Annotated in this window: 23 protein-coding genes, 1 tRNA gene and 1 pseudogene; 12 read left to right on the top strand and 13 right to left on the bottom strand. The window is 60.3% G+C overall.

Features of this window, described 5'->3' with window-relative positions; all coding sequences use genetic code 11:
• Window positions 1-69: 69 nt before the first annotated feature.
• Window positions 70-936, bottom strand: coding sequence for a LysR family transcriptional regulator (locus DNK50_RS04425; RefSeq protein ID WP_112196892.1), 867 nt, complete (start codon window positions 934-936; stop codon window positions 70-72).
• Window positions 937-1038: 102 nt separating this feature from the next.
• Here DNK50_RS04425 and DNK50_RS04420 point away from each other — a divergent pair, with 102 nt between their 5' ends.
• Both DNK50_RS04420 and DNK50_RS04415 read left to right on the top strand, forming a co-directional pair.
• Window positions 1039-2208 carry a CynX/NimT family MFS transporter gene (locus DNK50_RS04420; protein ID WP_112192923.1) on the top strand — a complete coding sequence of 390 codons (1170 nt, stop codon included), beginning with the start codon at window positions 1039-1041 and terminating at the stop codon, window positions 2206-2208.
• Between the two features lie 97 nt (window positions 2209-2305).
• Window positions 2306-3241, top strand: a complete 936-nt coding sequence (locus DNK50_RS04415) for a LysR family transcriptional regulator (RefSeq protein ID WP_099584367.1) — start codon at window positions 2306-2308, stop codon at window positions 3239-3241.
• Here the strand turns inward: DNK50_RS04415 and DNK50_RS04410 are convergent.
• Window positions 3132-4226 (bottom strand): fatty acid desaturase, encoded by a 1095-nt coding sequence (locus DNK50_RS04410; protein WP_112192922.1) that lies wholly within the window; start codon window positions 4224-4226, stop codon window positions 3132-3134. The genes DNK50_RS04415 and DNK50_RS04410 overlap by 110 nt on opposite strands.
• A 100-nt stretch (window positions 4227-4326) precedes the next feature.
• On the opposite strand from DNK50_RS04410, the gene DNK50_RS04405 reads away from it, so the two are divergent.
• Window positions 4327-5331: an AraC family transcriptional regulator gene (locus tag DNK50_RS04405; protein ID WP_112192921.1), complete on the top strand. Its 1005-nt coding sequence runs from the start codon at window positions 4327-4329 to the stop codon at window positions 5329-5331.
• A 128-nt stretch (window positions 5332-5459) separates the two neighbouring features.
• Here the strand turns inward: DNK50_RS04405 and DNK50_RS04400 are convergent, their stop codons facing one another.
• Window positions 5460-5825 carry a response regulator transcription factor gene (locus DNK50_RS04400; protein ID WP_112192920.1) on the bottom strand — a complete coding sequence of 122 codons (366 nt, stop codon included), beginning with the start codon at window positions 5823-5825 and terminating at the stop codon, window positions 5460-5462.
• 100 nt (window positions 5826-5925) lie between these two features.
• On the opposite strand from DNK50_RS04400, the gene DNK50_RS04395 reads away from it, so the two are divergent.
• Both DNK50_RS04395 and uraH read left to right on the top strand, forming a co-directional pair.
• Window positions 5926-6399: a heme-binding protein gene (locus DNK50_RS04395; protein WP_112192919.1), complete on the top strand. Its 474-nt coding sequence runs from the start codon at window positions 5926-5928 to the stop codon at window positions 6397-6399.
• Window positions 6400-6422: 23 nt separating this feature from the next.
• Window positions 6423-6833 (top strand): hydroxyisourate hydrolase, encoded by a 411-nt coding sequence (gene uraH / locus DNK50_RS04390; protein ID WP_112192918.1) that lies wholly within the window; start codon window positions 6423-6425, stop codon window positions 6831-6833.
• On the opposite strand, the gene DNK50_RS04385 is transcribed toward uraH, so the two are convergent.
• A complete protein-coding gene (locus DNK50_RS04385) occupies window positions 6828-7514 on the bottom strand; it encodes a Crp/Fnr family transcriptional regulator (RefSeq protein ID WP_099584361.1) in 687 nt (228 codons plus the stop codon). The genes uraH and DNK50_RS04385 overlap by 6 nt on opposite strands.
• Window positions 7515-7597: 83 nt before the next feature.
• On the opposite strand from DNK50_RS04385, the gene DNK50_RS04380 reads away from it, so the two are divergent.
• On the top strand, window positions 7598-8125 hold the full coding sequence (locus DNK50_RS04380) for a DUF962 domain-containing protein (RefSeq protein WP_112192917.1): 528 nt from the start codon (window positions 7598-7600) through the stop codon (window positions 8123-8125).
• Window positions 8126-8189: 64 nt separating this feature from the next.
• On the opposite strand, the gene DNK50_RS04375 is transcribed toward DNK50_RS04380, so the two are convergent.
• From DNK50_RS04375 to dibA, 6 genes are all read right to left on the bottom strand, one after another.
• The gene (locus DNK50_RS04375) at window positions 8190-9170 is read right to left on the bottom strand and encodes a sulfate/molybdate ABC transporter ATP-binding protein (protein ID WP_112192916.1); all 981 of its coding nucleotides are present in this window, start codon (window positions 9168-9170) and stop codon (window positions 8190-8192) included.
• Window positions 9171-9173: 3 nt separating this feature from the next.
• A complete protein-coding gene (cysW, locus tag DNK50_RS04370; RefSeq protein ID WP_099584358.1) occupies window positions 9174-10046 on the bottom strand; it encodes a sulfate ABC transporter permease subunit CysW in 873 nt (290 codons plus the stop codon).
• A gap of 13 nt (window positions 10047-10059) precedes the next feature.
• Complete coding sequence (gene cysT / locus DNK50_RS04365; protein ID WP_064450147.1) at window positions 10060-10878, bottom strand: sulfate ABC transporter permease subunit CysT; 819 nt, start codon at window positions 10876-10878, stop codon at window positions 10060-10062.
• A 101-nt stretch (window positions 10879-10979) separates the two neighbouring features.
• Window positions 10980-11990 carry a sulfate ABC transporter substrate-binding protein gene (locus tag DNK50_RS04360; RefSeq protein ID WP_027607869.1) on the bottom strand — a complete coding sequence of 337 codons (1011 nt, stop codon included), beginning with the start codon at window positions 11988-11990 and terminating at the stop codon, window positions 10980-10982.
• Between the two features lie 66 nt (window positions 11991-12056).
• Window positions 12057-12239, bottom strand: coding sequence for a sulfur starvation response protein OscA (gene oscA / locus DNK50_RS04355; RefSeq protein WP_003170956.1), 183 nt, complete (start codon window positions 12237-12239; stop codon window positions 12057-12059).
• A 279-nt stretch (window positions 12240-12518) separates the two neighbouring features.
• Window positions 12519-14432, bottom strand: coding sequence for a phosphodiesterase DibA (gene dibA / locus DNK50_RS04350; protein ID WP_112192915.1), 1914 nt, complete (start codon window positions 14430-14432; stop codon window positions 12519-12521).
• A 166-nt stretch (window positions 14433-14598) separates the two neighbouring features.
• Here dibA and desA point away from each other — a divergent pair, with 166 nt between their 5' ends.
• Together desA and DNK50_RS04340 are read left to right on the top strand one after the other, a co-directional pair.
• Window positions 14599-15783, top strand: a complete 1185-nt coding sequence (desA, locus tag DNK50_RS04345) for a delta-9 fatty acid desaturase DesA (protein ID WP_099584356.1) — start codon at window positions 14599-14601, stop codon at window positions 15781-15783.
• A 188-nt stretch (window positions 15784-15971) separates the two neighbouring features.
• The gene (locus DNK50_RS04340) at window positions 15972-16973 is read left to right on the top strand and encodes a sensor domain-containing diguanylate cyclase (protein ID WP_099584355.1); all 1002 of its coding nucleotides are present in this window, start codon (window positions 15972-15974) and stop codon (window positions 16971-16973) included.
• Window positions 16974-17056: 83 nt separating this feature from the next.
• On the opposite strand, the gene gabT is transcribed toward DNK50_RS04340, so the two are convergent.
• The gene (gabT, locus tag DNK50_RS04335) at window positions 17057-18334 is read right to left on the bottom strand and encodes a 4-aminobutyrate--2-oxoglutarate transaminase (protein ID WP_032884867.1); all 1278 of its coding nucleotides are present in this window, start codon (window positions 18332-18334) and stop codon (window positions 17057-17059) included.
• Between the two features lie 183 nt (window positions 18335-18517).
• On the bottom strand, window positions 18518-19960 hold the full coding sequence (gene gabD / locus DNK50_RS04330; protein ID WP_112192914.1) for an NADP-dependent succinate-semialdehyde dehydrogenase: 1443 nt from the start codon (window positions 19958-19960) through the stop codon (window positions 18518-18520).
• 369 nt (window positions 19961-20329) lie between these two features.
• On the opposite strand from gabD, the gene DNK50_RS04325 reads away from it, so the two are divergent.
• The 4 genes and pseudogenes from DNK50_RS04325 to DNK50_RS04310 all read left to right on the top strand — a co-directional run bounded on the left by DNK50_RS04325 (window position 20330) and on the right by DNK50_RS04310 (window position 22031).
• Window positions 20330-20406 (top strand) — tRNA-Arg (locus DNK50_RS04325).
• Between the two features lie 170 nt (window positions 20407-20576).
• Window positions 20577-20783, top strand: a pseudogene (locus DNK50_RS04320) (Arm DNA-binding domain-containing protein); the annotation flags it as partial.
• Window positions 20784-21120: 337 nt separating this feature from the next.
• The gene (locus DNK50_RS04315) at window positions 21121-21381 is read left to right on the top strand and encodes a hypothetical protein (protein WP_112192913.1); all 261 of its coding nucleotides are present in this window, start codon (window positions 21121-21123) and stop codon (window positions 21379-21381) included.
• 47 nt (window positions 21382-21428) lie between these two features.
• Entirely contained in the window at window positions 21429-22031 is a 603-nt protein-coding gene (locus DNK50_RS04310; protein WP_112192912.1) for a hypothetical protein, read from the top strand.
• 509 nt (window positions 22032-22540) lie between these two features.
• Here DNK50_RS04310 and DNK50_RS04305 read toward each other — a convergent pair.
• Entirely contained in the window at window positions 22541-23116 is a 576-nt protein-coding gene (locus tag DNK50_RS04305; RefSeq protein ID WP_112192911.1) for a hypothetical protein, read from the bottom strand.
• Window position 23117: the final 1 nt, after the last annotated feature.

The raw sequence follows: 23117 nt of genomic DNA, 5'->3' as shown, positions 1-23117 counted from the left end.
CCAGGCCACGGCCTGCAAGGGCTGGCGCCAAAGTGCATTTTTTCAATGCTTTTCAGGCATAAAAAGTATTCATTGAAGGCATGGTTCGACGGGGCTGTTCGCGCACAAATCCAGCAATTCAGCCTGCAAACATTGCCCCGCCGCGCTCAGGCCGTGGCGCGCATATAACGCCAGGCGCACGCCTTGTACCGCTGGCAAACCGCTGTCCGGTCCCAATTCCACATGCCCCGGCTGCACCACCCGGCGCGGCAACAAGCTCACGCCCAACCCGGCCGCCACCGCCGAACACACGCTGGCCAGGCTGGCGCTGGAATAGCCGATGCGCCAGCGCCAGCCGCCTACTTCCAGGTGGTGCAGCATTTCATTGCGGTACAGCCCGCCCACCGGGAACGCCACCAGCGGCAATGGATCGCGGCCCAACGACGGCGTGCTGCGGCTGTCGACCCAACACAGCGGCTCGGGCCACGAGGCCAGGCAGTCGTCGCTGTCGCCCATCTGCTTGACCAGCAGCACATCGAACTCGCCGCTGCGAAATTGGCGCTGCAACTCCGGGCCCAGACCGCTGGTGACCTCCAGGCGCACCCGTGGATACGCCAGCACGAAGGCCGAGAGCAACGGCATCAGGCGCTCGGAGGCAAAGTCTTCCGGCACCCCGAGGCGCAGCACGCTGTCACTCTGCTGGTTGATCAACACATCGGCGGCCTCTTCATGCAGCGCGAGGATGCGCCGCGCATAGGCCAACAAGCGCTCGCCTTCGGCCGTGGCGACGACGCGGCGTTGGTCGCGATCCAGCAACTGGCACGCCACCGCGTCTTCCAGGCGGCGGATCTGCTGGCTGACGGTGGATTGGGTCAGGTGCAGGCGCTCGGCGGCACGGGTGAAGTTGGCGCAGTCCACCACGGCCACAAAACTTCTGAGCAACACGGGATCGAACATGATCATTCCCTTTACCACTGGTTGGCATGGTTATATTTAATTTCAGAATACCTGTGGCGCTGGCCATACTCACGCCTCATTTACTCACCGCAAGAGCGCTGCATGACCCTCAACAAATCCCTCGCCGGCTGGGGCCTGCTGGTGGTGCTGGGCCTGAACCTGCGGCCGATCCTCAGTTCCATCAGCCCGTTGCTCGGTGAAATCCGCTTGGCCACCGGCCTGAGTTTCCAGAGCAGCGCTCTGCTCACCAGCCTGCCGGTGGTGTGCATGGGGCTGGTGGCGCTGGTGGGCGTGCGCGTCGAAGCGCAACTCGGTGAACGGCGCGGCATCGCCCTGGGCTTGATGATGATTCTGCTGGCGTGCCTCGCGCGCTGGCTGATGGGCCAGGGCTCGGCGCTGTTGGTCACCGCGTTGCTCGGCGGTGCCGGGGTGGCGCTGATCCAGGCGTTGGTGCCGGCGATGATCAAACGCGAATTTCGTCACCGTGTGCCGGTGGCGATGGGCGTGTATTCGGCCTCGCTGATGGCCGGTGGTGGGCTGGCGGCGCTGCTCAGCCCATTGGTGGCCACACACTTCCAGCAATGGCAGGCAGGTTTGGGCGTGTGGCTGTTGCCGGCGCTGGGCGCCTTGCTGCTATGGGTGTGGCTGCCCTTGGGTGCGGCGAAAAATCTGCAGGTGGTGCCGGCGTTCAAGGGCCTGCGCAATCGTCGGGCCTGGCTGCTGGCGGTGTATTTCGGGCTGGTGAATTGCGGCTACATGAGCCTGGTGGCGTGGCTGCCGGCCTACTATCAGCAACTGGGCTGGGGCGTGCTGCCCAGCGGTTCGTTGCTGGCGTTCATGACCATCTTCCAGGTGCTCGCCGCACTGCTGATGCCGATGCTGGCGCAACGCGGTATCGACCGCCGCCCCTTGCTCTGGATCAGCCTGTTGGCACAAACGGTGGGTTACCTCGGGCTGCTGCTGGCGCCGCTGCAGTTTCCCCATGTGTGGGTAGCGTTGTGCGGCTTCGGCCTGGGTGCGTGTTTCGCCCTGAGCCTGCTGCTGACCCTCGACCACCATCGCGACCCACGCCAAGCCGGGCAACTGGCGGCCTTCGTGCAGGGCGTGGGGTTTTTGATCAACGCGATTTCGCCATGGATGACCGGCTGGCTGCGCGAAATCACCGGCAGTTTTGCCAGCGCCTGGGTGGTCCTGACGGTGACCGCAGTGACGATGCTGGTGGTGACGCGGGTGTTCAGCCCGGCCACCTACCGCACGGCGCCGGCTCTATAGATATGCATTTAAGGTCTAGCAAAATCGCTATAGCTTCGTTGACGGAATAAGCAATCCCCTTAAAATCCCGGTTCTCCTACAGGATGTCGGGCACACAATGGACCTTCGCCAACTGCGCTACTTCATCGCGTTGAATGAGTACCGCAGTTTTGTGCGCGGCGCCGATGCCATGGGCATTACCCAACCGGCTTTCAGCCGCAGCATCCAGGGCCTTGAGCAGGAATTCGGCTGCGTACTGGTAGACCGCGCGCACAAGGACTTGCGCCCCACCCCCGAAGGCCAGGTGGTGTTGCAACATGCCTTGAGCCTGGTTCAAGGCGCCGCCCGGCTCAGCCATGAAGTCACACGCATGACCAAGCTGGATGCCGGTGAAGTGCGCTTCGGCAGCGATGCAGTGGCGGCGGTCAACCTGGTTCCCCAAGCGATGGCACGGCTCATCACCGCCCACCCCAAGGTACGCAGCGTGTTGCAGGTGGATAACTGGGAAAGGCTCGGGCGCAGCCTGAGCCGTGAAGAGATCGAATTTTTCATCGCCGATGTGCGCCACTTCGAAGCCGACCCGAACTTCCAGACCCAAGCGCTCTCGTCTCGGCGCAGCGTGTTCTTCTGCCGCGCCGGACACCCATTGCTGGCCAAGGACAGCCTGTCGACCAATGACCTGTTCGACTATCCACTGGCCACGCCGTTGATCGCACCAGGCATTCGAAAACTGCTGGCCAACCTCAGCGGGCGCATCGACTTTGCCCCCGCTATCGAGCTGGAGCAGTTCGCCGCGCTGGCTGTCATCGTGCGCCAGTCAGACACCATCGGCCTGGGCGCCGAAGAAGCCTTCGCCGCCCCCTTGGCCAGTGGCGAATTGAACGTGCTGCACTGGCGCAACGTGCCTCACGCCTTGGAAAGCCTGAACAGCCGCTGCGGGGTGATCACCCGCGCTGGGGCTCGCCTGTCGCCTGCGGCGAAGGCGCTGATCGAAACGCTGCTGGCGGTGGAAAACCAAGCCGATTGGCCCGCGCAAACGTCCCGAAGTCATTGAACCGCACGCCCATCTCGGCCATCATCTTATGCGCCACTTTGGCGGTCATCTGGCGGATGTAGAACGGCTCCTTCACCACAAAATGATGAATCCCGTGGGTGCTGCCGAAGTTGAAGCAAAACGCCTGCAACGGCCACATCCACCAGGGGTTCAACACTTGGGTCTGCTGGATCACATTGCCCAGTTCCACATCGCCGTAGTAGTGCATGTTGGAGCTGACAAAGTGCAGGCAGAAGGTGCGCAGCACGTTGGGGCCGATGATCACCACGGCGGCGATGTCGATCACCTGCATCATCTGCAACGTGCCGGCGGACCACTCGACCGGCGCGCCCAACAGGCTGGCGACGCCGTTGGCCGCATGAAACCCGAGGAAGATGTACCACGCGCCCCAATGCAGCAGCGCCAGTGGTGCGTAGACCAGCAGCGAGCGTTTGAGGATCTTGAATTTGTGGCCCCATGTCTTGGCGCGCAGCATGCGGATAAACGCCGACATCACGTTATCGCCCACCATCAGCAAACGCGCCAAGCCCCACGGCTCGCCGTTGGTGATGGCGCGCTCTTCCATATCGGTCTCGGTGCCGGAGACTTTGTGATGGTTGAGGTGCAGGTGGCGGCGGATCCACGGGTTGATGGTGCTGGGCCGCGCCAGCCACACCAGGGCCATCATCAGGTTGTGGGGCACACGCCGTTTGCGAAAGTACATGCTGTGAATCAGGTCGTGTTCCAGCTCGTGGGTCAGCGAAGCGAGGAAGGCGTTGAGCAGCAGGCACACCCACCAGGCCATATGCCCGGTGATGTAGAGCGCCGCCGAGCCGATCATGCCCAGCAGCGCAAAGGCCAGGATGCCCGCGCCCAAGGCGTCCTGATGCAACAACCACGGGTGCTGCCGGCGCAAGCGCACGCCTTCGGCCAGTACCACTTCACGGATAAGCGCGGAACGCTGTTGCGCGTTCATCTGCTGGGGACTTGCAGAAGTACCGTCCATGCTTCCATCCTCTGTTTATTGATGGATGCATCCTGACTCACGCGGTACGTCAGGGCAGCAGCCCCACACGCCAACCTGTTGACCGCAAGCGCCAATCGCCATGACCGAACCCACGTCCCTCGCCAGCTGGACCCGTGCCCTGCGCAAGCAGCTCGACGCCCTGGGCCTCGACAGCGCCGCGCTGTGCATCCAGGCCGGGCTCGACCCGCAGCAGATGGACGACCCCAATGCGCGCTACCCGCTGTCGGCGACCACGCGCCTGTGGGAATTGGCGGTGCAGGCCAGCGGCGATCCGGCGATTGGGTTGCGGGTGTCGCGGTTTGTCAGCCCCACCACGTTTCATGCGTTGGGCTACGCGCTGGTGGCCAGCGGCAGCCTGCGCGAAGTGTTCGAGCGCATCGTGCGTTATCACCAGGTGGTCAGCGATGCGCTGACGCTGGAGCTGACGCGGCACGACGAGCGCTACCGTTTTCGCCTGCTGCAACCCCAAGGCAGCCCGGCGCCGGCACTGGAAGCCATTGATGCATTTGCGGCGATCTATGTGCGCACCTGCCGCAATCGCCTGGGCCGGGATTACGCGCCCTTGGCCGTTTATCTAAGGCGTCCGGAACCGGTTGACCCCAAGCCCTGGCATGCGGTGTTCCGCGCACCGGTATTTTTTGGCGCCGTCGATGACTGCCTGGAGTTCGCCGCGCAGGACTTCGACAGCCATCTCGACGACGCCAACCCGGAGCTGGCCGAACACAACGAAACCGTGCTCAAACGCACCCTCGCCCAGCTGCAACCGCTGACCTGGGAGCGCAAGGTACGCGCCGCCATCGAGGCGCAACTGCCCGACGGCGAGCCGAGCGCCGAGCGGATTGCCCAGGCGCTGCACTTGAGTTTGCGCAGCTTGCAGCGGCACCTGGCGGATGAAGGCTGTCGGTTTGATGCGCTGCTCAATGAGTGCCGGCAGAACCTGGCGCTGCTGCACTTGCGGGACCCGCAGTGCTCGTTGGCCGAGATCAGCCATTTGTTGGGGTTTGCCGATACCAGCAGTTTCAATCGGGCGTTCAAGCGATGGACGGGGGTAACACCGGGGCAGTTTCGCGATGGGTTGCGGTAGGTAGATGTGGGGTGAGGGTCATGGCCTCATCGGGGGCAAGCCCCCTCCCACAGGGGAACGCATTTCAACAGGTGGGAGGGGGCTTGCCCCCGATAGCAATGGTCCAGGCACTGCAAGTTCCGGATCAGTCAGCGCCCACGATCGCGCCGCAACAACTTCCTCACCCGCGCCACCAACGCCTTGGCTTCAAACGGCTTGAGCAGGTAGTCATCCTCATGCAATTCCAACCCACGCAGGCGATCTTCGATACCGCCCGGCGTGGTCAGGAACAACACCGGCGTATCGCCCTTGTGCCGAATCGCCTGCTGCAATTTCCAGGCATTCAGCCCTGGCAGCATCACGTCGAGAATCACCAGATCGTACTCGGTGCTTTCCACAAAGCGCTGCGCCGCCATGCCATTGGCCGCGACTTCCACGGCGAAACCGGCCTCGCCCAGGCCTTGGGCCATGAGCTTCGCCAGTTGCGGCTGGTCTTCCACTAACAACACCTGCATGCCTTACCTCTGGGTTTGATTACAAACCTGTCATCAAATTGTGCGGTTTCTGACCCCGTTGACTGGCTAGGGTGGCGGCCTGTTTTCCGGAGTCGTCTTTATGTCCCGCCATGCCTTGTTCTTGAGCCTTGCCATCTGTACCGGCGCGCTGGCTGCGCCGCAGCTGCCACGCCATGCCGACCTCGACTTGCACACCGCGCGCCAACTGGCCGACGCCAGCCTTGCCCACTGCAGCGCCGCGCTGACGGTATTGGACCGTGGCGGCAACCTGCTGCTGAGCCTGCGCGCCGACGGCGTCGGCCCGCATAACAGCCTCGCCAGCCAGCGCAAGGCGTACACCGCGCTATCAACCAAAACCCCGACGCGGCTGTTTGCCGAGCGTGCGCGCAACAATCCCGAGGCCGCCAACCTTAACAGCTTGCCCGAGTTGCTGTTGCTCGGCGGCGGCGTGCCGCTGTTTGCCGAGTCTGAACTGGTCGGCGCGCTGGGCATCGCCGGTGCCGGCGGCGCCGCGCAGGACGAAGCCTGTGCCGTACAGGCCGCCGGGCAACTGGGCCTGAAAACTTCCCTCTGATTCCCCTCTAAAAGGATCGCTTGATGAAAACCCTCCGCATGACCCTCGCCGCCCTCAGCCTCAGCGGCCTGTGCACCCTGGCCCTGGCCGACGGCAACCCCCTGAGCGTGCACGTGCTCAACCTGGAAAACGGCCTGCCGTCTGCCGGCGTCAGCGTCACCCTGGAGCAGCAGGTGGGCGACAAATGGCAGTCACTGTCCGAAGGCGTCACCAACCAGCAGGGGCGCATCGCCGAACTGTTCCCCGCCAACCGCAGCATGACGCCGGGTGAGTACCGCGTGGTGTTCAAGACCGGCGACTACTACAAAAAGGCCAACCGCGAGACGTTTTTCCCTGAAGTGCCGGTGATCTTCCAGGTCAAACAGGCCGACCAGCATTACCACATCCCGCTGCTGCTCAGCCCTTACGGTTTCTCGACGTATCGCGGTTCATAGGCCCGCAGCCTGCTGCAGGCCTTTTAGATCGAGGATCTCAATCGCGCCATAACCCAGGCCGATGATGCCCTGCTGCTCCAGCGCCTTGAGCAGACTGTTGGTGGTCTGGCGCGACAGGCCCAGCATCGCCGCCAAGTCCTCCTGGGGCAGCTGCAATGTGCGGCGCGCCTGGTCTATTTCGCCGTAGCCCTCGGCGATCATCAGCAACCGATGGGCCAGGCGCGCGGACGCGGGCATCAGGCTCATCTGTTCGATGTTGATCAACGACAAGCGCAGTTTGTGGCTCATCAACAGGGCCACGTCGCGCCAATACGCCGGATGGTCTTCGAGAATGCCGAGCATCGCCGCCTGCGGCACCTGCAACAACGTGCATGGCCCCATCGCCAGGGCATCGTGGGTGCGCGGCAGATTATCGAACAGACAGATTTCGCCGAACCAGTAAGGCGTTTCCACCAGGCTCAACACCGCTTCCTTGCCTTGGGCATTCACCGCGCTGATGCGCACCGCGCCTTCGAGCACCGCGTACAGGCCACAAGGCGGGTCGCCGCGCTTGAACAGGCACTGTCCCGCCGTAAGCATGCGCAGCCGCGCCGCTGCCAGCAGACTACGCTGTAGCGCTACCGGCAGTTGGCTGAACCAGTGGCCGCTGGCCAGGCGGGCGTGCCATTTCTCTGCGTCCATCAGAACTCCGAAGATTGTCGCCCAGCTGACAGTCAGGCGCTGGCTGACAGGGCATGATCAAACATCCTACAGGAGGAACAACAATGAAAAGCCTCGTCGACCACCTCAGCCAATACGCCGCCTACCACCGCGACCCACGCAATATCGCCAGCCACTTCATTGGTATCCCGCTGATTGTGGTGGCGGTGGCCGTGCTGCTGTCGCGTCCCGAATGGACGATTGGGGGGCTGTGGATTTCACCGGCGGTGATCGTGGCGTTGTGTTCGGCATGGTTTTACCTGCGCCTCGAACTGGCCTTGGGCGTGCTGATGACGGTGTTGATGGGTTTGTCGGTATGGGCCGGGCATGAGTTGGCGGCGCAGAGCACGCTGGTGTGGCTGAGCGGCGGTATCGGCATGTTTGTGGTGGGCTGGGTGATTCAGTTTGTCGGGCACTACTACGAAGGCAAGAAACCGGCGTTTGTGGATGATGTGTCGGGGTTGATCGTGGGGCCGTTGTTTGTGGTGGCGGAGATGGCGTTTTTGCTGGGGTTGCGGCAGGACCTGAAGGCGAACATTGAGAAACGCTCGGGCCCGGTGGCGCGCCGCGATCTAAAGCCAAGCGAGGTCTAAATGTGGGAGGGGGCAAGCCCCCTCCCACATTGGCTCCCATTTTCACATTGGGTATGCGGGGTTATCAGGCTTTTTGCCATACCTTGGGTTTGAAAAAGAGGGTCTCGCCACGCACCAGACCGGTCAGGCTGTCGTGGTCCTTGACCACTTCGGCCTCGATCAGCTCGGGCTGGCCTTCGACCTTCAGCGTCACCCGCGTGGTCGCACCCAACGGGCGAATATCACGCACTTCGGCCGCATGGTGGTCTTCCAGCTCATGGCGCGACAGCGACACTTCGTGAGGGCGGAACAGTACGTGCTTGTCTTCCCCCAGGTGCAGGCGGTTGGAGTCACCGAGGAAGTGGTACACAAAATCGCTGGCCGGGTTTTCGTAGACGTCACCCGGTGAGCCGATCTGCTCGATCACGCCCTTGTTCATCACCACGATACGGTCGGCGACTTCCATGGCCTCTTCCTGGTCGTGGGTCACGAACACCGACGTCAGGTTGATGTCTTCGTGCAGGCGCGCCAGCCAGCGGCGCAGTTCTTTACGCACCTTGGCGTCGAGGGCGCCGAAGGGTTCGTCCAGCAGCAGCACTTTGGGCTCGACCGCCAGGGCGCGGGCCAGAGCGATACGTTGGCGCTGACCGCCGGAGAGCTGTTCCGGGTAACGATCAGACAGCCAGTCGAGTTGCACCATGTTCAGCAGTTCGTGAACCTTGGCCGCGATCTGGGTTTCGTTCGGGCGCTGGCTCTTGGGCTTCATGCGCAGGCCGAACGCGACGTTGTCGAACACGGTCATGTGGCGGAACAACGCGTAGTGCTGGAACACAAACCCGACGTTGCGATCACGCACGTCGTGGCCGGAGACGTCTTCACCGTGGAACACGATGCTGCCGTCATCCGGGGTTTCCAGGCCGGCGATGATGCGCAGCAAGGTGGTCTTGCCGCAGCCGGACGGGCCCAGCAACGCCACCAGCTCGCCACTCTGGATGTCCAGATTGATGCTGTTCAGGGCCTTGAAGGCGTTGAAGTTCTTGCTGACATTACGGACTTCGATCGACATGACTTATTCCTCACCGGCGCTTTTGCGCAGGCGGTTGATACGGTTCTCGCTCCACTGCTTGAGCAGCAGGATGAAGAGCGCCAGGATCAGCAACAGGCTGGCCACCGCAAACGCGGCAACGTGGTTGTATTCGTTGTAGAGGATCTCGACGTGCAGCGGCAAAGTGTTGGTCACGCCGCGAATGTGCCCGGACACCACCGACACCGCGCCGAACTCACCCATGGCCCGCGCGGTACACAGCACCACGCCGTAGATCAGGCCCCATTTGATGTTCGGCACAGTGACATGCCAGAACATCTGCCAGCCATTGGCCCCAAGCAGGCGTGCGGCCTCTTCTTCCTGGGTGCCTTGCTCCTGCATCAGCGGGATCAGCTCACGGGCCACGAACGGCACGGTGACAAAGATGGTCGCCAGCACGATGCCCGGCAGGGCGAACACGATCTGGATGTCGTGCTCCTGCAACCATGGGCCGAAGAAGCCCTGGGCGCCAAACATCAGCACGTACACCAGACCCGCGATCACCGGCGACACCGAGAACGGCAAGTCGATCAGCGTCACCAGGATGCTTTTGCCACGGAACGAGTACTTGCTCACGCACCAGGCGGCGCTGACGCCGAACACCAGGTTGAGCGGCACCGAGATCAATACGGCGATCACCGTGAGTTTCAACGCGGACAGCGCGTCGGGCTCCAGGATTGCGCTAAAGAACGTACCCAGGCCGTTCTTCAGGCCCTGGGACACCACGATAAACAGCGGCAGCAACAGGAACAGGAAAAACACCAGCCAGCCAAGGCCGATCAGGATGCGTCGCGACACCGCACTGCCACGCCGGGCGGCGTTGGCCGAGGACGCGGCGGAAATAGACGATTGGGACATGTTCCGCGCCTCCTTATGGACGTTCGATGCGCCGCTGCAACAAGTTGATCAGCAGCAGCAGGACAAAGGAAACCACCAGCATCAACACGCCAATGGACGTGGCGCCGCGGTAGTCGTACTGGTCAAGCTTGACCATGATCAGCAGCGGCAGGATCTCGGTTTTCATCGGCATGTTGCCGGCGATGAAAATCACCGAACCGTACTCACCGACGCCACGGGCAAACGCCAGGGCAAAGCCGGTGAGCCAGGCGGGCAGCAGCGCGGGGACGAGGATGTAACGGAACACCTGCAACGGCTTGGCGCCCAGGCAGGCGGCGGCTTCTTCGATTTCCCGGGGGATGTCGGCGAGTACCGGCTGCACCGTGCGCACCACGAACGGCAGGGTCACGAAGGTCAGCGCCAGGGTGATACCCAGCGGCGAGTAGGCGATCTTGAAGCCCAGGTCAGCGGCGAACTGGCCGACCAGGCCGGTCGGCGTGTACAGCGCGGTCAGCGCAATACCGGCCACGGCGGTGGGCAGGGCGAACGGCAGGTCGATCATCGCATCGATGATCTTGCGGCCGGGGAAGGTATAGCGCACCAGCACCCAGGCCAGCAGCGTGCCGATGACGCCGTTGATCAGCGCGGCGTAGAGCGCGGTGCTGAAGCTCAACTTCAACGCCGCCAACACACGCGGTGCGGAGATGATGGCCCAGAACTGATCCCAGGTAAGTTGAGCGGCGTGGACAAACATCGCCGCGAGGGGGATCAGTACGATCAGGCTGAGGTACACCACGGTGTAGCCCAGCGTCAGCCCGAAGCCGGGTATGACGGGGGAAATACGACGCGACATAAGAGTCCTTGGTTAAAGGGTAGAAACCACTGCTGTTGTGGCGAGAGAGCTTGCTCCCTCGCCACAGGAGGAGCCTGCCACGCTCCTGCAGGTACTTTGGCTTACTGCGCCGTGTAGATCTGGTCGAACACGCCACCGTCGTTAAAGAATTTCGGTTGGGCAGTTTTCCAGCCACCGAAGTCTTTGTCGATAGTCACCAGGTCCAGTTTCGGGAACTGCTGGGCGTATTTGGCGGCCACTTTTGCATCGCGTGGGCGGTAGAAGTTCTTGGCCGCAATCTCCTGGCCAGCCGGGCTGTACAGGTGTTTCAGGTATTCGGTAGCGATCTCGGTGTTGCCCTTTTTCTCGGCATTCTTGTCGACCACGGCCACTGGCGGCTCCGCGAGGATCGACAGGGACGGTACGACGATGTCGAACTTGTCGGCACCGCCGTCTTCCTTCAGCGCCAGGAAGGCTTCGTTTTCCCAGGCCAGCAACACGTCACCCTGACCGTTGTTGACGAAGGTGATGGTCGAACCGCGTGCACCGGTGTCGAGGATCGGCACGTGTTTGAACAACTCTTTCACGTATTCCTGGGCCTTGGCCTCGCTGCCACCGGATTTGAGGCCGTAGGCCCAGGCGGCGAGGAAGTTCCAGCGCGCACCGCCGGAGGTTTTCGGGTTTGGCGTGATCACCGACACGTCTTTCTTGATCAGGTCGCCCCAGTCCTTGATGCCTTTAGGGTTGCCCTTGCGCACCAGGAACACGATGGTCGAGGTATACGGGGTGCTCGCATCCGGCAGGCGGGTCTGCCAGTTTTCCGGCAGGGTCTTGCCCAGTTTTGCGATTTCGTCGATATCGCCGGCCAGGGCCAGGGTCACTACGTCGGCGCGCAGGCCGTCGATCACGGCGCGGCCCTGCTTGCCCGAGCCACCGTGGGATTGCTGGATCTTGACGGTGTCGCCTGGGTGGGACTGCTTCCAGAAGTTGGTGAACTCAGCGTTGTAATCCTGGTACAGCTCACGGGTAGGGTCGTACGAGACGTTGAGCAACTCGTAGTCCTTGGCAACAGCGGAACCTGCAAACACGGCGCTGGCCAGGGCGGCCAGGGCGTAACGGCGAATCGACGACATAGAAGCTCCTAGAATTCTTGGGTGTTGGCTTTTTCTTATAGTGACGGGGTCTATCGCCGTGGTTGCTCAGCTCGGTTTGTTACCCGGATTCTGCAGACGGAATTTTTCCTTGCGTTCGATCTGTACCACTTGGGCGTTATGCACAGTGATTTCCACCGCGCCAAACCGCAGATCGCGTAGGGCGCTCTGGATCTCACGCAAAATGGCTGCTTCGTCCTGGCCGTCGACGCTACGTAGAGATGCGCTCATGGTCTCGCTCCTGAAATGAATAGTGCCTCGCAGTGGCGGCACTGCTTGCGGCGTAGGGCGATAGTAGATAAGCGCGGATATTCTTAAAAATACTATTTAAGAATGTTTATATAACCAGAAAGAATTTTCTGCTGGGGCACGAGGTTGCGAAGGGATTAAGCCGTGCACATAGCCAAATGTGGGAGGGGGCTTGCCCCCGATGGCGATCTTTCAGCCAACAACTCTGTGACTGGGGCACCGCTATCGGGGGCAAGCCCCCTCCCACATTTTGAATGCATTTCAAGGCTGGATAGTGGGGGCGCACGCCCAGTCAATTTTATTCGCCGGCATCGGCCGCCCAAACCAATAGCCCTGCCCCAGGTCACAGCCCTGCTCCAACAAAAACTGCGCCTGCTCCACCTGCTCGATGCCCTCGGCGTGCACCTGCATGCCCATGCTTTTCGCCAACGCGATAACCACGCGCACAATCGCGGCGTCGTCTTCATCCCACGGCAACCCGGCGACAAAACCCTGGTCGATCTTGAGTTTCTGCACCGGCAGGCGCTTGAGGCGCAGCAGGGAGGAATAGCCGGTGCCGAAGTCATCAATAGCCAGGCGCAGGCCCAGTTCGCGCAGGCGGTGCAGTTGTTCCAGGGCCACCTCAGGGTCATCCATCACTGCACTTTCGGTGACTTCCAGCTCCAGGAAAGCCGGATCAAGGCCGGTATCGTGCAGCACCTGGGCGACTTGCTCGTACAGTTCACGCCGGGCAAACAGGCGGCTGGACACGTTGATCGCGATAAAACTCAGCGCCACGCCGTCGGCCAGCCATTGGCACATCTGGCGACAGGCCTGCTCCATTACCCAGGCGTCGATATCGGCAATCAAGCCGGTGCGTTCAGCGATGGGGATGAATTCGCCCGGCGGCACCAGGCCGCGTTCCGGATGCTGCCAGCGCACCAGCGCTTCGACGCCGACCAGGCGGCTGCTATGCAGGTCGTGCACAGGCTGGTAGTAGACGCGCAACTCCTGCTGGTCGAGGGCGCGGCGCAGTTCGCTGGCGATTTCCACGCGGTTCTGCGCGTGGGCGGTGAGTTCTTCGGTGTACAAGGCGTAGCCTTCGCGGCCCGCGCTTTTGGCTTTGAACAACGCGGAGTCGGCGTTGCGCAGCAGTTGCTCTGCGCTGAGGGCGTCATTGGGAAACAGGCTGATGCCGATGCTGGCGCTGATAAACAGTTGATTGCCGTCAAAGGTGAACGGCTGTTTCATCACGTCCAGCATGCGCTGCGCCAACGCCGCTGCCTGCACCACCTGTGAACAACTTTCCGCGAGCACCGCGAACTCATCGCCGCCCAGGCGCGCCAGGGTCACGCCGGGGCCGAACAGCGTCTTGAGTCGCTCGCCCACCAGCTTGAGCAACTGGTCACCAACGTTGTGGCCAAGGCTGTCATTGATGATCTTGAAGTGATCCAGGTCCAGCAACAACAGGGCGCAGCCGCGCTTGTGCAGTTGTGCCGAGGCCAGCGCCTGCTCGGCGCGGTCGGTAAACAGCAGACGGTTGGGCAGGTCGGTCAGCGGATCGTGGTGCGCCAGGTGCGCCAACTCGTGCTCGGAATCCTTGATGGCGCTGATGTCGGAAAACACCGCGACGTAATGGCTGACGTGGCCCTGGTCATCGTGAATCACCCGGATGGTTTGCCACTGTGGGTAAATCTCGCCGCTTTTGCGTCGGTTCCAGATTTCTCCGCTCCATTCACCGGTGTGTTCCAGGGTCTGGAACATCTGCTGGTAAAAACTCGACGAATGGCGACCGGACTTCAGCAGGCTGGGCTGCTGGCCCATGACGTCTTCACGCTGGTAGCCGGTGATCTCTATGAATGCCCGGTTCACATGCACGATCAGGCCGTTGGCGTCGCTGACCAGTACGCCTTCGCGGGTGCAGTCGAAGACGGCCGCCGCCTGGCGCAGGCGCTCGCGGTTTTCCTTGAGGGGTTGCTGCAACTGGTGGGTCCGGGCGAAGCGTGCGCACAACAGGTAAATGGCCAAGGTGCTCAGGGCTACCCACACATAACCGCGCACCTGCAGCCAACGCCCCAACTCCCACGGTTCATCGAGAAAGTTGATCAATACGTAATGGCTGAACTGGAGCCATGCGATGGAAACCAGCAGGTATACCAGCCCCACACGCAGGGCCCCTCGGTATGAAAACAGCATATGGCCAGTAGTCCTTACTAAAAAACCAGAATCGCCCTACAACGCGTCGGGATTATAGAATAGGAAACACCTTGTAAGTCTTATCTGAAACGGTGACTGGTTTTATCCTTAAAGCCAGTGATAATGCGGGTGCTGTTTTTTTCTTTATCAGAGGGCCATACAGCCTATGTGGTACAACGGTTTTCTTGACCTGTCAGCCTGGCAACTGGTTGCAGTCACTCTGTTGATGACCCACGTGACCATCGTTGGGGTCACGGTTTATCTGCACCGCTATTCAGCCCATCGCTCCCTGGAGCTCAATGCCGGCCTGAAACACTTCTTCCGCTTCTGGCTGTGGCTGACCACGGCGCAGAACACCCGCGAGTGGACCGCCATCCACCGCAAGCACCACGCCAAGTGCGAAACCGTCGATGACCCGCACAGCCCGGTCATCAAAGGCCTGTCCACCGTGCTGCGCAAAGGCGCCGAGCTGTACCGCACCGAGGCCGAAAACCCCGAGACCCTGCGCATCTATGGCAAGAACTGCCCGGACGACTGGATCGAACGCAAGATCTACACCCCGTACCCGCTGCTGGGCGTGGCGATCATGGGCGTGATCGACCTGCTGCTGTTCGGCACCATCGGCATCACCATCTGGGCGATCCAGATGATGTGGATTCCGTTCTGGGCCGCCGGCGTGATCAACGGCTTGGGCCATGCGGTGGGCTATCGCAACTTCGAATGCCGTGATGCGGCGACCAACCTGGTGCCGTGGGGCATCATCGTCGGTGGCGAAGAACTGCATAACAATCACCACACCTACCCCAACTCGGCCAAGCTGTCGGTGAAGAAGTGGGAGTTCGACCTGGGTTGGGCGTGGATCAAACTGTTCAGCTTCCTGCGCCTGGCCAAAGTCCAGCGCGTGGCGCCGATTGCCCATCGCGTCGAGGGCAAAGGCAGTCTGGACATGGACACCGCCATGGCGATCCTCAACAACCGCTTCCAGATCATGGCCCAGTACCGCAAATTGGTGATCGGCCCGCTGGTCAAGCAGGAACTGGAAAAGGTCGATCATTCGGTGCGTCACCAGTTCCACCGGGCCAAGCGTCTGCTGTCGCGGGAAACCAGCCTGCTGGATGACCGCCATCACCTGCGTATCCAAAGCATGTTGGAGCACAGCCAGGCCTTGAAAGTGATCTACGAAAAGCGCCTGGCGCTGCAGCAGATCTGGCTCAAGACCAGCACCAACGGCCACGATATGCTCGCGGCCATCAAGGAATGGGTGCACGAGGCCGAAGCGAGCGGCATCCAGTCCCTGCGGGATTTTGCCCACCAATTGAAGACCTATTCGCTGCGTCCTGCGGCGGTCTGACAGTGCCGTGGGAGGGATTGCTCTCCCACGCACCCTCTTTTTGGCGTCATTATCCGGGCACCGCCAATCGGCACCGTTCATGGAACTTCATCGCATTTACCCTCTCTCAATGAACACTTCGCCATCATGGTGGCCCCTTGTTGTGACCGCTGCTCCATCCTGCGGCGCGCCCAGAGAGAGTTGTGCCGATGGTTCTCGAAAAGCCCTTAGTTAACGACACCCCAACCGCTGACCCTCCACGTCCGGCTGCGGCTGCAACCCTGCTGGCGCTGGTGCATGCCCAGGGCGAAGTCGAACGGCTGAGCGAACGCGAACAACTGCTCAGCTCGCTGTTGGTCAGCGTGAATGCCGTGCTTTGGGCCATCGATTGGGAGACCCGGCGCGTGCTCTATGTGAGCCCGGCCTACGAGCGAATATTCGGCCGTTCTGCCGGTTTGCTGCTCGCCGATCATCGGGAATGGCGCAACAGCATTCACCCAGAAGACCTCGACTACGCCGAACACAGCCTTTCCCGTGTGCTGGAACAAGGCGCCGTAGAAGACCGCGAGTACCGCATCATCACCGCCGACGGGCAGATCCGTTGGCTGAGTGACAAGTGCTACATCAACCAGCAGGTCGAGCCCGGCGAGCCGGTGATCGTGGTCGGCATGGCCGAAGACATCACCGAAAAGAAGCAGCTGGAACTGGAACTGCACCGCCTCGCCACCACCGACGTGCTGACCCAGAGCAGCAACCGGCGGCACTTCTTCGAATGCGCCAACCAGGCCTTCGACACCGCCTGTGCCCAAGGCGCGCAATTGGCCTTCCTGTTACTGGACATTGATGATTTCAAGGACGTCAACGACACCTATGGCCACCTGGAGGGCGACCAGGTGCTGCGGCGTATTGCCGAGAGCGGGCGTGGGGTACTGCGCCGAGGCGACCTGTTCGGACGCATTGGTGGCGAAGAGTTCGCCGCCGTACTGCCCGGTTGCGCGCCTGAGATGGCCTTGCAAGTGGCCGAGCGCCTGGGCAAAGAGATCCAGGCGCTGAGTTTCAGCTTCGAAGGCCAGGCGTTCAGCGTCACCATCAGCCAGGGCCTGGCCAGCCTGACCGAGGAAGACTCGACTCTGGACAGCCTGTTCGCCCGCGCCGACGCCGCCATGTACGAGGCCAAACGCCAGGGCAAGAACCGCGTTATCGCTGGCTGAATGCCTCCCACAGGGGGTCAGGGGTGGCCGTCAATAAAAAAACCCGCCGAGGCGGGTTTTTTACATCGAGAAAGGCGCCGGGCTTACAGCTCGGAGAAGCACTCTTCGATGATTGCCAAGCCTTTGTCCAGTTGCTCGTCCGGCGAGGTCAGCGGGACCAGTACGCGCAACACGTTGCCGTAGGTACCGCAGGACAGCAGGATCAGGCCCTTGTCACGCGCCTTCGCCACCACGGAGGCAACGGCAGCGGCGTTCGGCTTGTGGCTGTCGCCGTCTTCAAACAGCTCGACGGCGATCATCGCGCCCAGGGCACGTACTTCGCCGATCACCGGGTACTTGGCCTGGATAGCCTTGAGGCCAGTCACCAGGCGCTCGCCCACTGCCTTGCAGCGGTCCAACAGGTGCTCTTCTTCGAACACTTCCATCACCGCCAGCGCAGCGGCGCAGGCAATCGGGCTACCGGCGTAGGTGCCGCCCAGGCCACCTGGCGCGATGGCGTCCATGTATTCAGCCTTGCCGCACACACCGGCCAGCGGGAAGCCACCGGCGATGGATTTGGCGAAGGTGGTCAGGTCGGCGGCAACACCCATCTGTTCCATGGCAAAGAAGGTACCGGTACGGCCGGCACCGGTTTGCACTTCGTCGGCGATCAGCAGGATGCCGTGCTTGTCGCACAACTCGCGCAGGCGCTTCATGAACGATTTAGGCGCGACGTAGAAACCGCCTTCGCCCTGCACCGGCTCGATGATGATGGCAGCGATATCACGCGGTTCGGCATCGTTCTTGAAAATGCGTTCGATGCTCGCGATGGAATCGTCGTCGCTCACGCCGTGCAGCTCGTTCGGGTACAGCGCGCGGAACACGCCGCCAGGCATCAGGCCCATGCCGGCCGAGTAAGGCACGACTTTACCGGTAAGACCCAGGGTCATCATGGTGCGGCCGTGGTAAGCGCCGGTGAAGGCGATCACGCCAGCACGGCCAGTGGCGGCACGGGCGATTTTCACGGCGTTTTCGACAGCTTCGGAACCGGTGGTGACCAGCAGGGTTTTCTTGACGAAATCACCTGGCACCTTGGCGTTGATCTTTTCGCACACTTCTACGTACGGCTCGTAGGCCAATACCTGGAAGCAAGTGTGGGTCAGCTTGTTCAGTTGCTCGGTCACGGCGGCGATGATTTTCGGGTGCACGTGGCCGGTGTTCAGCACGGCGATACCGCCGGCGAAGTCGATGAACTCGCGACCTTCAACGTCGGTCACGGTGGCGTTTTTTGCGGATTCGGCAAAAATCGGGTGAATCTGGCCAACACCGCGTGGTACAGCAGCTTCGCGGCGTTTCATCAGGGATGCGTTGGTCTTGCTCATAAAGTCCTCATTCGCCACTCATCGGGTGGCGCGGTTCAAGGAATACGTGGCGGGGAGGCAACTGCGGCAGCATGCGATGATCGACTGCCACAGCGTTCCCGGTCACTACGAATAACCATGTGAAACACGCAAAGGGTCAGCGCTCTCGTGCCCTTTGCGTTTACAGCCATGCCAAACCGAGGCTTAGATGCCCAGGCAGAGGTATTTGATTTCCAGGTAATCCTCGATCCCGTACTTGGAGCCTTCACGGCCCAGGCCCGAGGCCTTGATGCCGCCGAATGGCGCCACTTCGTTGGAGATTAACCCGGTGTTGACGCCGACCATGCCGTATTCCAGCGCTTCAGCCACACGGAACACGCGGCCCAGGTCGCGGGCGTAGAAGTAGGACGCCAGGCCGAACTCGGTGTCGTTGGACATCGCGATCACTTCGGCTTCGTCTTTGAAACGGAACAGCGGCGCCAGTGGGCCGAAGGTTTCTTCCTTGGCGACGGCGGCGTTTTTCGGCACGTCGACCAGGATGGTCGGCTCGAAGAAGTTGCCTTCCATCACCTTGCCACCGGCCAGCAGCTTGGCGCCTTTGCTCAGGGCATCAGCGATGTGCTCCTGAACCTTGGCCACGGCTTTTTCGTCGATCAGCGGGCCCGTGGTGGTGCCGTCTTCCAGACCGTTGCCGATCTTGAGCTTGGCCACGGCCACTTTGAGTTTTTCGGCGAACGCGTCGTACACCGAATCCTGGATATACAGGCGGTTGGCGCAGACGCAGGTCTGGCCGTTGTTGCGGTACTTGGAGATGATCGCGCCTTCCACGGCCTTATCCAGGTCCGCGTCGTCGAACACAATGAACGGCGCGTTGCCGCCCAGTTCCAGGGAGACTTTCTTGATGTCCTTGGCGCATTCGGCCATCAGTTGGCGACCGATTTCGGTCGAGCCGGTGAAGGACAATTTACGCACGATCGGGTTGCTGGTCAGCTCGCCGCCGATGTCGCCAGCGCTGCCGGTAACCACGCTCAACACACCTTTCGGGATGCCAGCACGGTGCGCCAGCTCAACCAGGGCCAGGGCCGAGAACGGAGTTTGCGAAGCAGGCTTGATCACCATGGTGCAACCAGCGGCCAGGGCCGGGCCGGCTTTACGGGTGATCATGGCAGCCGGGAAGTTCCACGGAGTGATGGCAGCGGTCACGCCGATTGGCTGCTTGATCACGATCAGGCGCTTGTCGGGCTGGTGGCCGGGGATCACGTCACCGTAGATGCGCTTGGCTTCTTCGGCGAACCACTCGATAAAGGACGCGGCGTAGACGATTTCGCCCTTGGCTTCGACCAGCGGCTTGCCTTGTTCGAGGGTCATCAGGCGACCGAGGTCGTCCTGGTTTTCGATCAGCAGTTCGAACCAACGGCGCAGCTTGTTGGCGCGCTCCTTGGCGGTCAGTGCACGCCAGGCCGGCAGGGCCTTGTCGGCGGCTTCGATGGCACGGCGGGTTTCCGCGGCGCCCATCTTTGGCACGGTGCCGAGAATCTCGCCCGTGGCAGGGTTGTTGACCTTGATGGTTTGACCATTGTCCGCATCGACCCAAGCGCCATCGATAAAGGCTTGCTGGCGAAACAACTGGGTATCTTTGAGCTGCATGTCGGCTTTCCTTAACAGCACCGCGCGCACGCGGAGCGAATTAGAGTTGTTGAAAGGCGCCTTGTGGGCTGCCGTCAGGGAAATCAGCCCCAGCACGCGAGGAAGTTGAATGCGCACGGGAGACAGAGCGTTTGAAATCTCAAACGAATCCTAGGATCAATGGGGGTACAGGGCAATAGTCTGTTCGAAAAAAAGAACGAAAACGGCACATTTGCCGAATCTTTCGGATCAGCGTAGCCGAGGCAGATTGGCGTGCATTGATCCGAGTTACGCGGCGCAGGGCCTTCGTCAGGCAAATTCCTACCGTTTAAGGACCAAAGACCAGCATGGACGCCCATGGTCGACATGGGTATGATGTCGCCCGCACAAGCATCCGTAGCTCAGCTGGATAGAGTACTGCCCTCCGAAGGCAGGGGTCGTGGGTTCGAATCCCGCCGGGTGCACCATATAGCAGTCTCAGACAGTCTACGAAACACCCCAAGAAGCCCGCCCTGTGCGGGCTTTCTTGTTTCTGGCTATCTCTCCTTGTCTCTCCCTATATCTTCCCTTCGTGTACCCCTTCATGTACCCCTTCATGTACCTTTTAAAATAATTGAAACTGAGGGGTACAAGAAACATGAAGCGCAGCGAGATAAAACGCCGCCCTTTAGCCGACACCGTGCTAGCCACCCTGGAGCCTGAAGCCAAGGAATACCGGGAGCTGGACGGAAACGCTCTGTATCTGCGAGTGCGCCCAGACGGTAACAAGTCTTGGCAATTGCGCTACAAGAAGCCAGACGGCAAGTGGTCATGGCTTGGCTTGGGCGGCTACCCGACCGGTGACCAAGCGCGGTGACCACCAAAAGTAACCATCTCGCATGGTTACCATGCATCCAAGGGCTCTCTATCACAGAGGCGCCCGCCAACCCTGACAATTGTTAACAGACCGACAGGCTGGCCAACCTCCCGAGGGACTAACTTTTGCTAACAGGCGGCGAACGTTGCCACCGGTTCCAGGCCGACCTGATGTCAACATTTGTCAACATCGGGCCAGGCTCCGCACTCGATTCGATATCAGGTTTTATAAGGTTCTGGTGCGCCCTCGATGACAGGTTTTGACAAGTCGTTGGCGCTGACCTTCAATCACGCTTCGACTCACAAGAGTGGCTCAAGGAGTGACCATGATTTGGGAAAGCCGGCACAGCCCAGAGGAATACGTTTTGATCATCGCGGAGGTTTTTTATGACCGCGCACGCCGCAAGAATGGTGTTCGTCCTGCAGGCGAGCAGCCCTTTGCTCAAAACATGAAGATCGAGTGCTCAAGGGAGATCAGAGATTATCCGGTAGGCACAAAGGTGCGTTTGCGAGTTGTGGAGACCGCAAAAGAGGAAGGTCGACCATTCCTGTATAGCAGCTATAAATGGGCGCATGAACTCGTCTAACCAATTCCCCGAATCAACCGATACGCTATCAATTGAAGGAGTAACAAATGTCAGGGACGAATGAAGATTTTGACGCGGAAGCCTGGCTAGCTAGCCGCCCATCACTAACAGAGATGAAAAGTCACCCAAATCACTGGTTCAATCGATCTTCGGACCTGCATGCAAGCGCAGGGGCGGTGTGGTATTCCATGGGAAACAACAACGCCCTAATCGCCCAAGAACTCGGGCTAGGGTCGAGCTTCGACATGGGGATTGCCTGTTATCACGTTTACCACATGCTATGCGGCCTTGCCTTAGAGGTCATGATGAAGGCGGTGCTTATACAACGAAGCGTCGCCCCGACGGATTTCAAAACTCACTCCTTTGAAAAACTCAACCGACTTTTGAACTTGTCGGTAGACGAGCAGGAACGAAATCTCCTCAAGTTCTATAAGGGCATGCTTGTCTGGGCGGCTCGCTACCCAACGCCCACAGACGTCACGGACGAAAAGCTTAAATCATTCTACTCATTATCTGACGCCGTTCTGACAATGGATGGGCCGCAGTTAGAAGGAACAACCCTTCGCTTTACCGTCAGTAGCGGAGCCACAGACTGGACCGTGTTCAGCGCTCTGTGGGCGAAGTACGCCAATCTCTTTAACCATGACTGACGTATTCTTGGTTTCTAAAGTGATCTGGGAAACCATTGAATGGTGTGGACGCTTTTGAATAATGCGAGACCTCTTCACACGGGCAAGTTTTCACGCCCCCTTCACGCGTAGTCTTCACGCACTGGCCGTGGGAGCGAGCTGTATGGCATTGATACGCAGCAAGGTACGCATGATCGTTACGCAATAGCCGATGCGTGCTGGTTGGAGGTTCGCACTTCTGGCTCGCACCCTCTTACGCGAACCTGGTGCGAACCATGCCGCCAATCTGTTATCAAAAGCTATGGTTGCCAGACACTGGTTTCCACTATGGTTTCCAGGGTTTTACTGCGGCGTTCACTGGCAACCTTGCCAATCGCGAAACACTCCTATGGAAAAGGTTCACTATTTCAGCGCCAAGTGTTGACCGGCGGGATGATGGAGTAGAAGGATAACTAGCTTCTCACCCAGCACTAATCAGCCGTGAAGACTGTCGGCTTACGTAACCGCCTAAGGATAATCATCCTGACACATCAATAGGTAGTTAGACTCTTGTATTTATCTGCAGGAAAACTCACCAAAACTTTCTGATTATTTTCCGCCATGAGAAGCCACACCTCAGCTTCAGTTTTATAAATAACACATCCCGTATGCAGACCATCATCAGTATCGATTACTACACGGGTGCAGCTTTTCTCATTTGCGACCTTTATTCCGGCAGCCCCCCCACGCTCGAAAGATATGGAGGTAATAATAGATATGCCGATGAAGCCAAACACCCACCAAAACTCTTTCACAACCCCATAAACACTTGTTTTGGCCACAGCTTGCCCAATGCCATGAAGTTTTCGACTTCCACAAATCTGAAAAGCCGTACTAGTTAAACCGACCACCAAGAGAATTGCAGCGAACCAGCACAGTGGAAGAAAGACAAGATCTAGTAACTGTCGCCCACCTTCAAAAATGACTCTCTCCATAGATACTGTAAAGAGATCGGGAGTTGCGTGAAGCTTTCGGAAGTACGAATTAAAGTAAGCGGTTCCCGTCGCATAGGAAACTGCCACCACAACAAATGTTCCGCCAGCGACATCTATTACATTACTCTTCATA

The sequence above is a fragment of the Pseudomonas sp. LG1E9 genome, from assembly GCF_003290225.1.
GTDB classification, from domain to species: domain Bacteria; phylum Pseudomonadota; class Gammaproteobacteria; order Pseudomonadales; family Pseudomonadaceae; genus Aquipseudomonas; species Aquipseudomonas cyclaminis.
The sequence above is the reverse complement of the archived record's forward strand: the minus strand, read 5'-3'. Positions and strand labels throughout refer to the sequence as shown.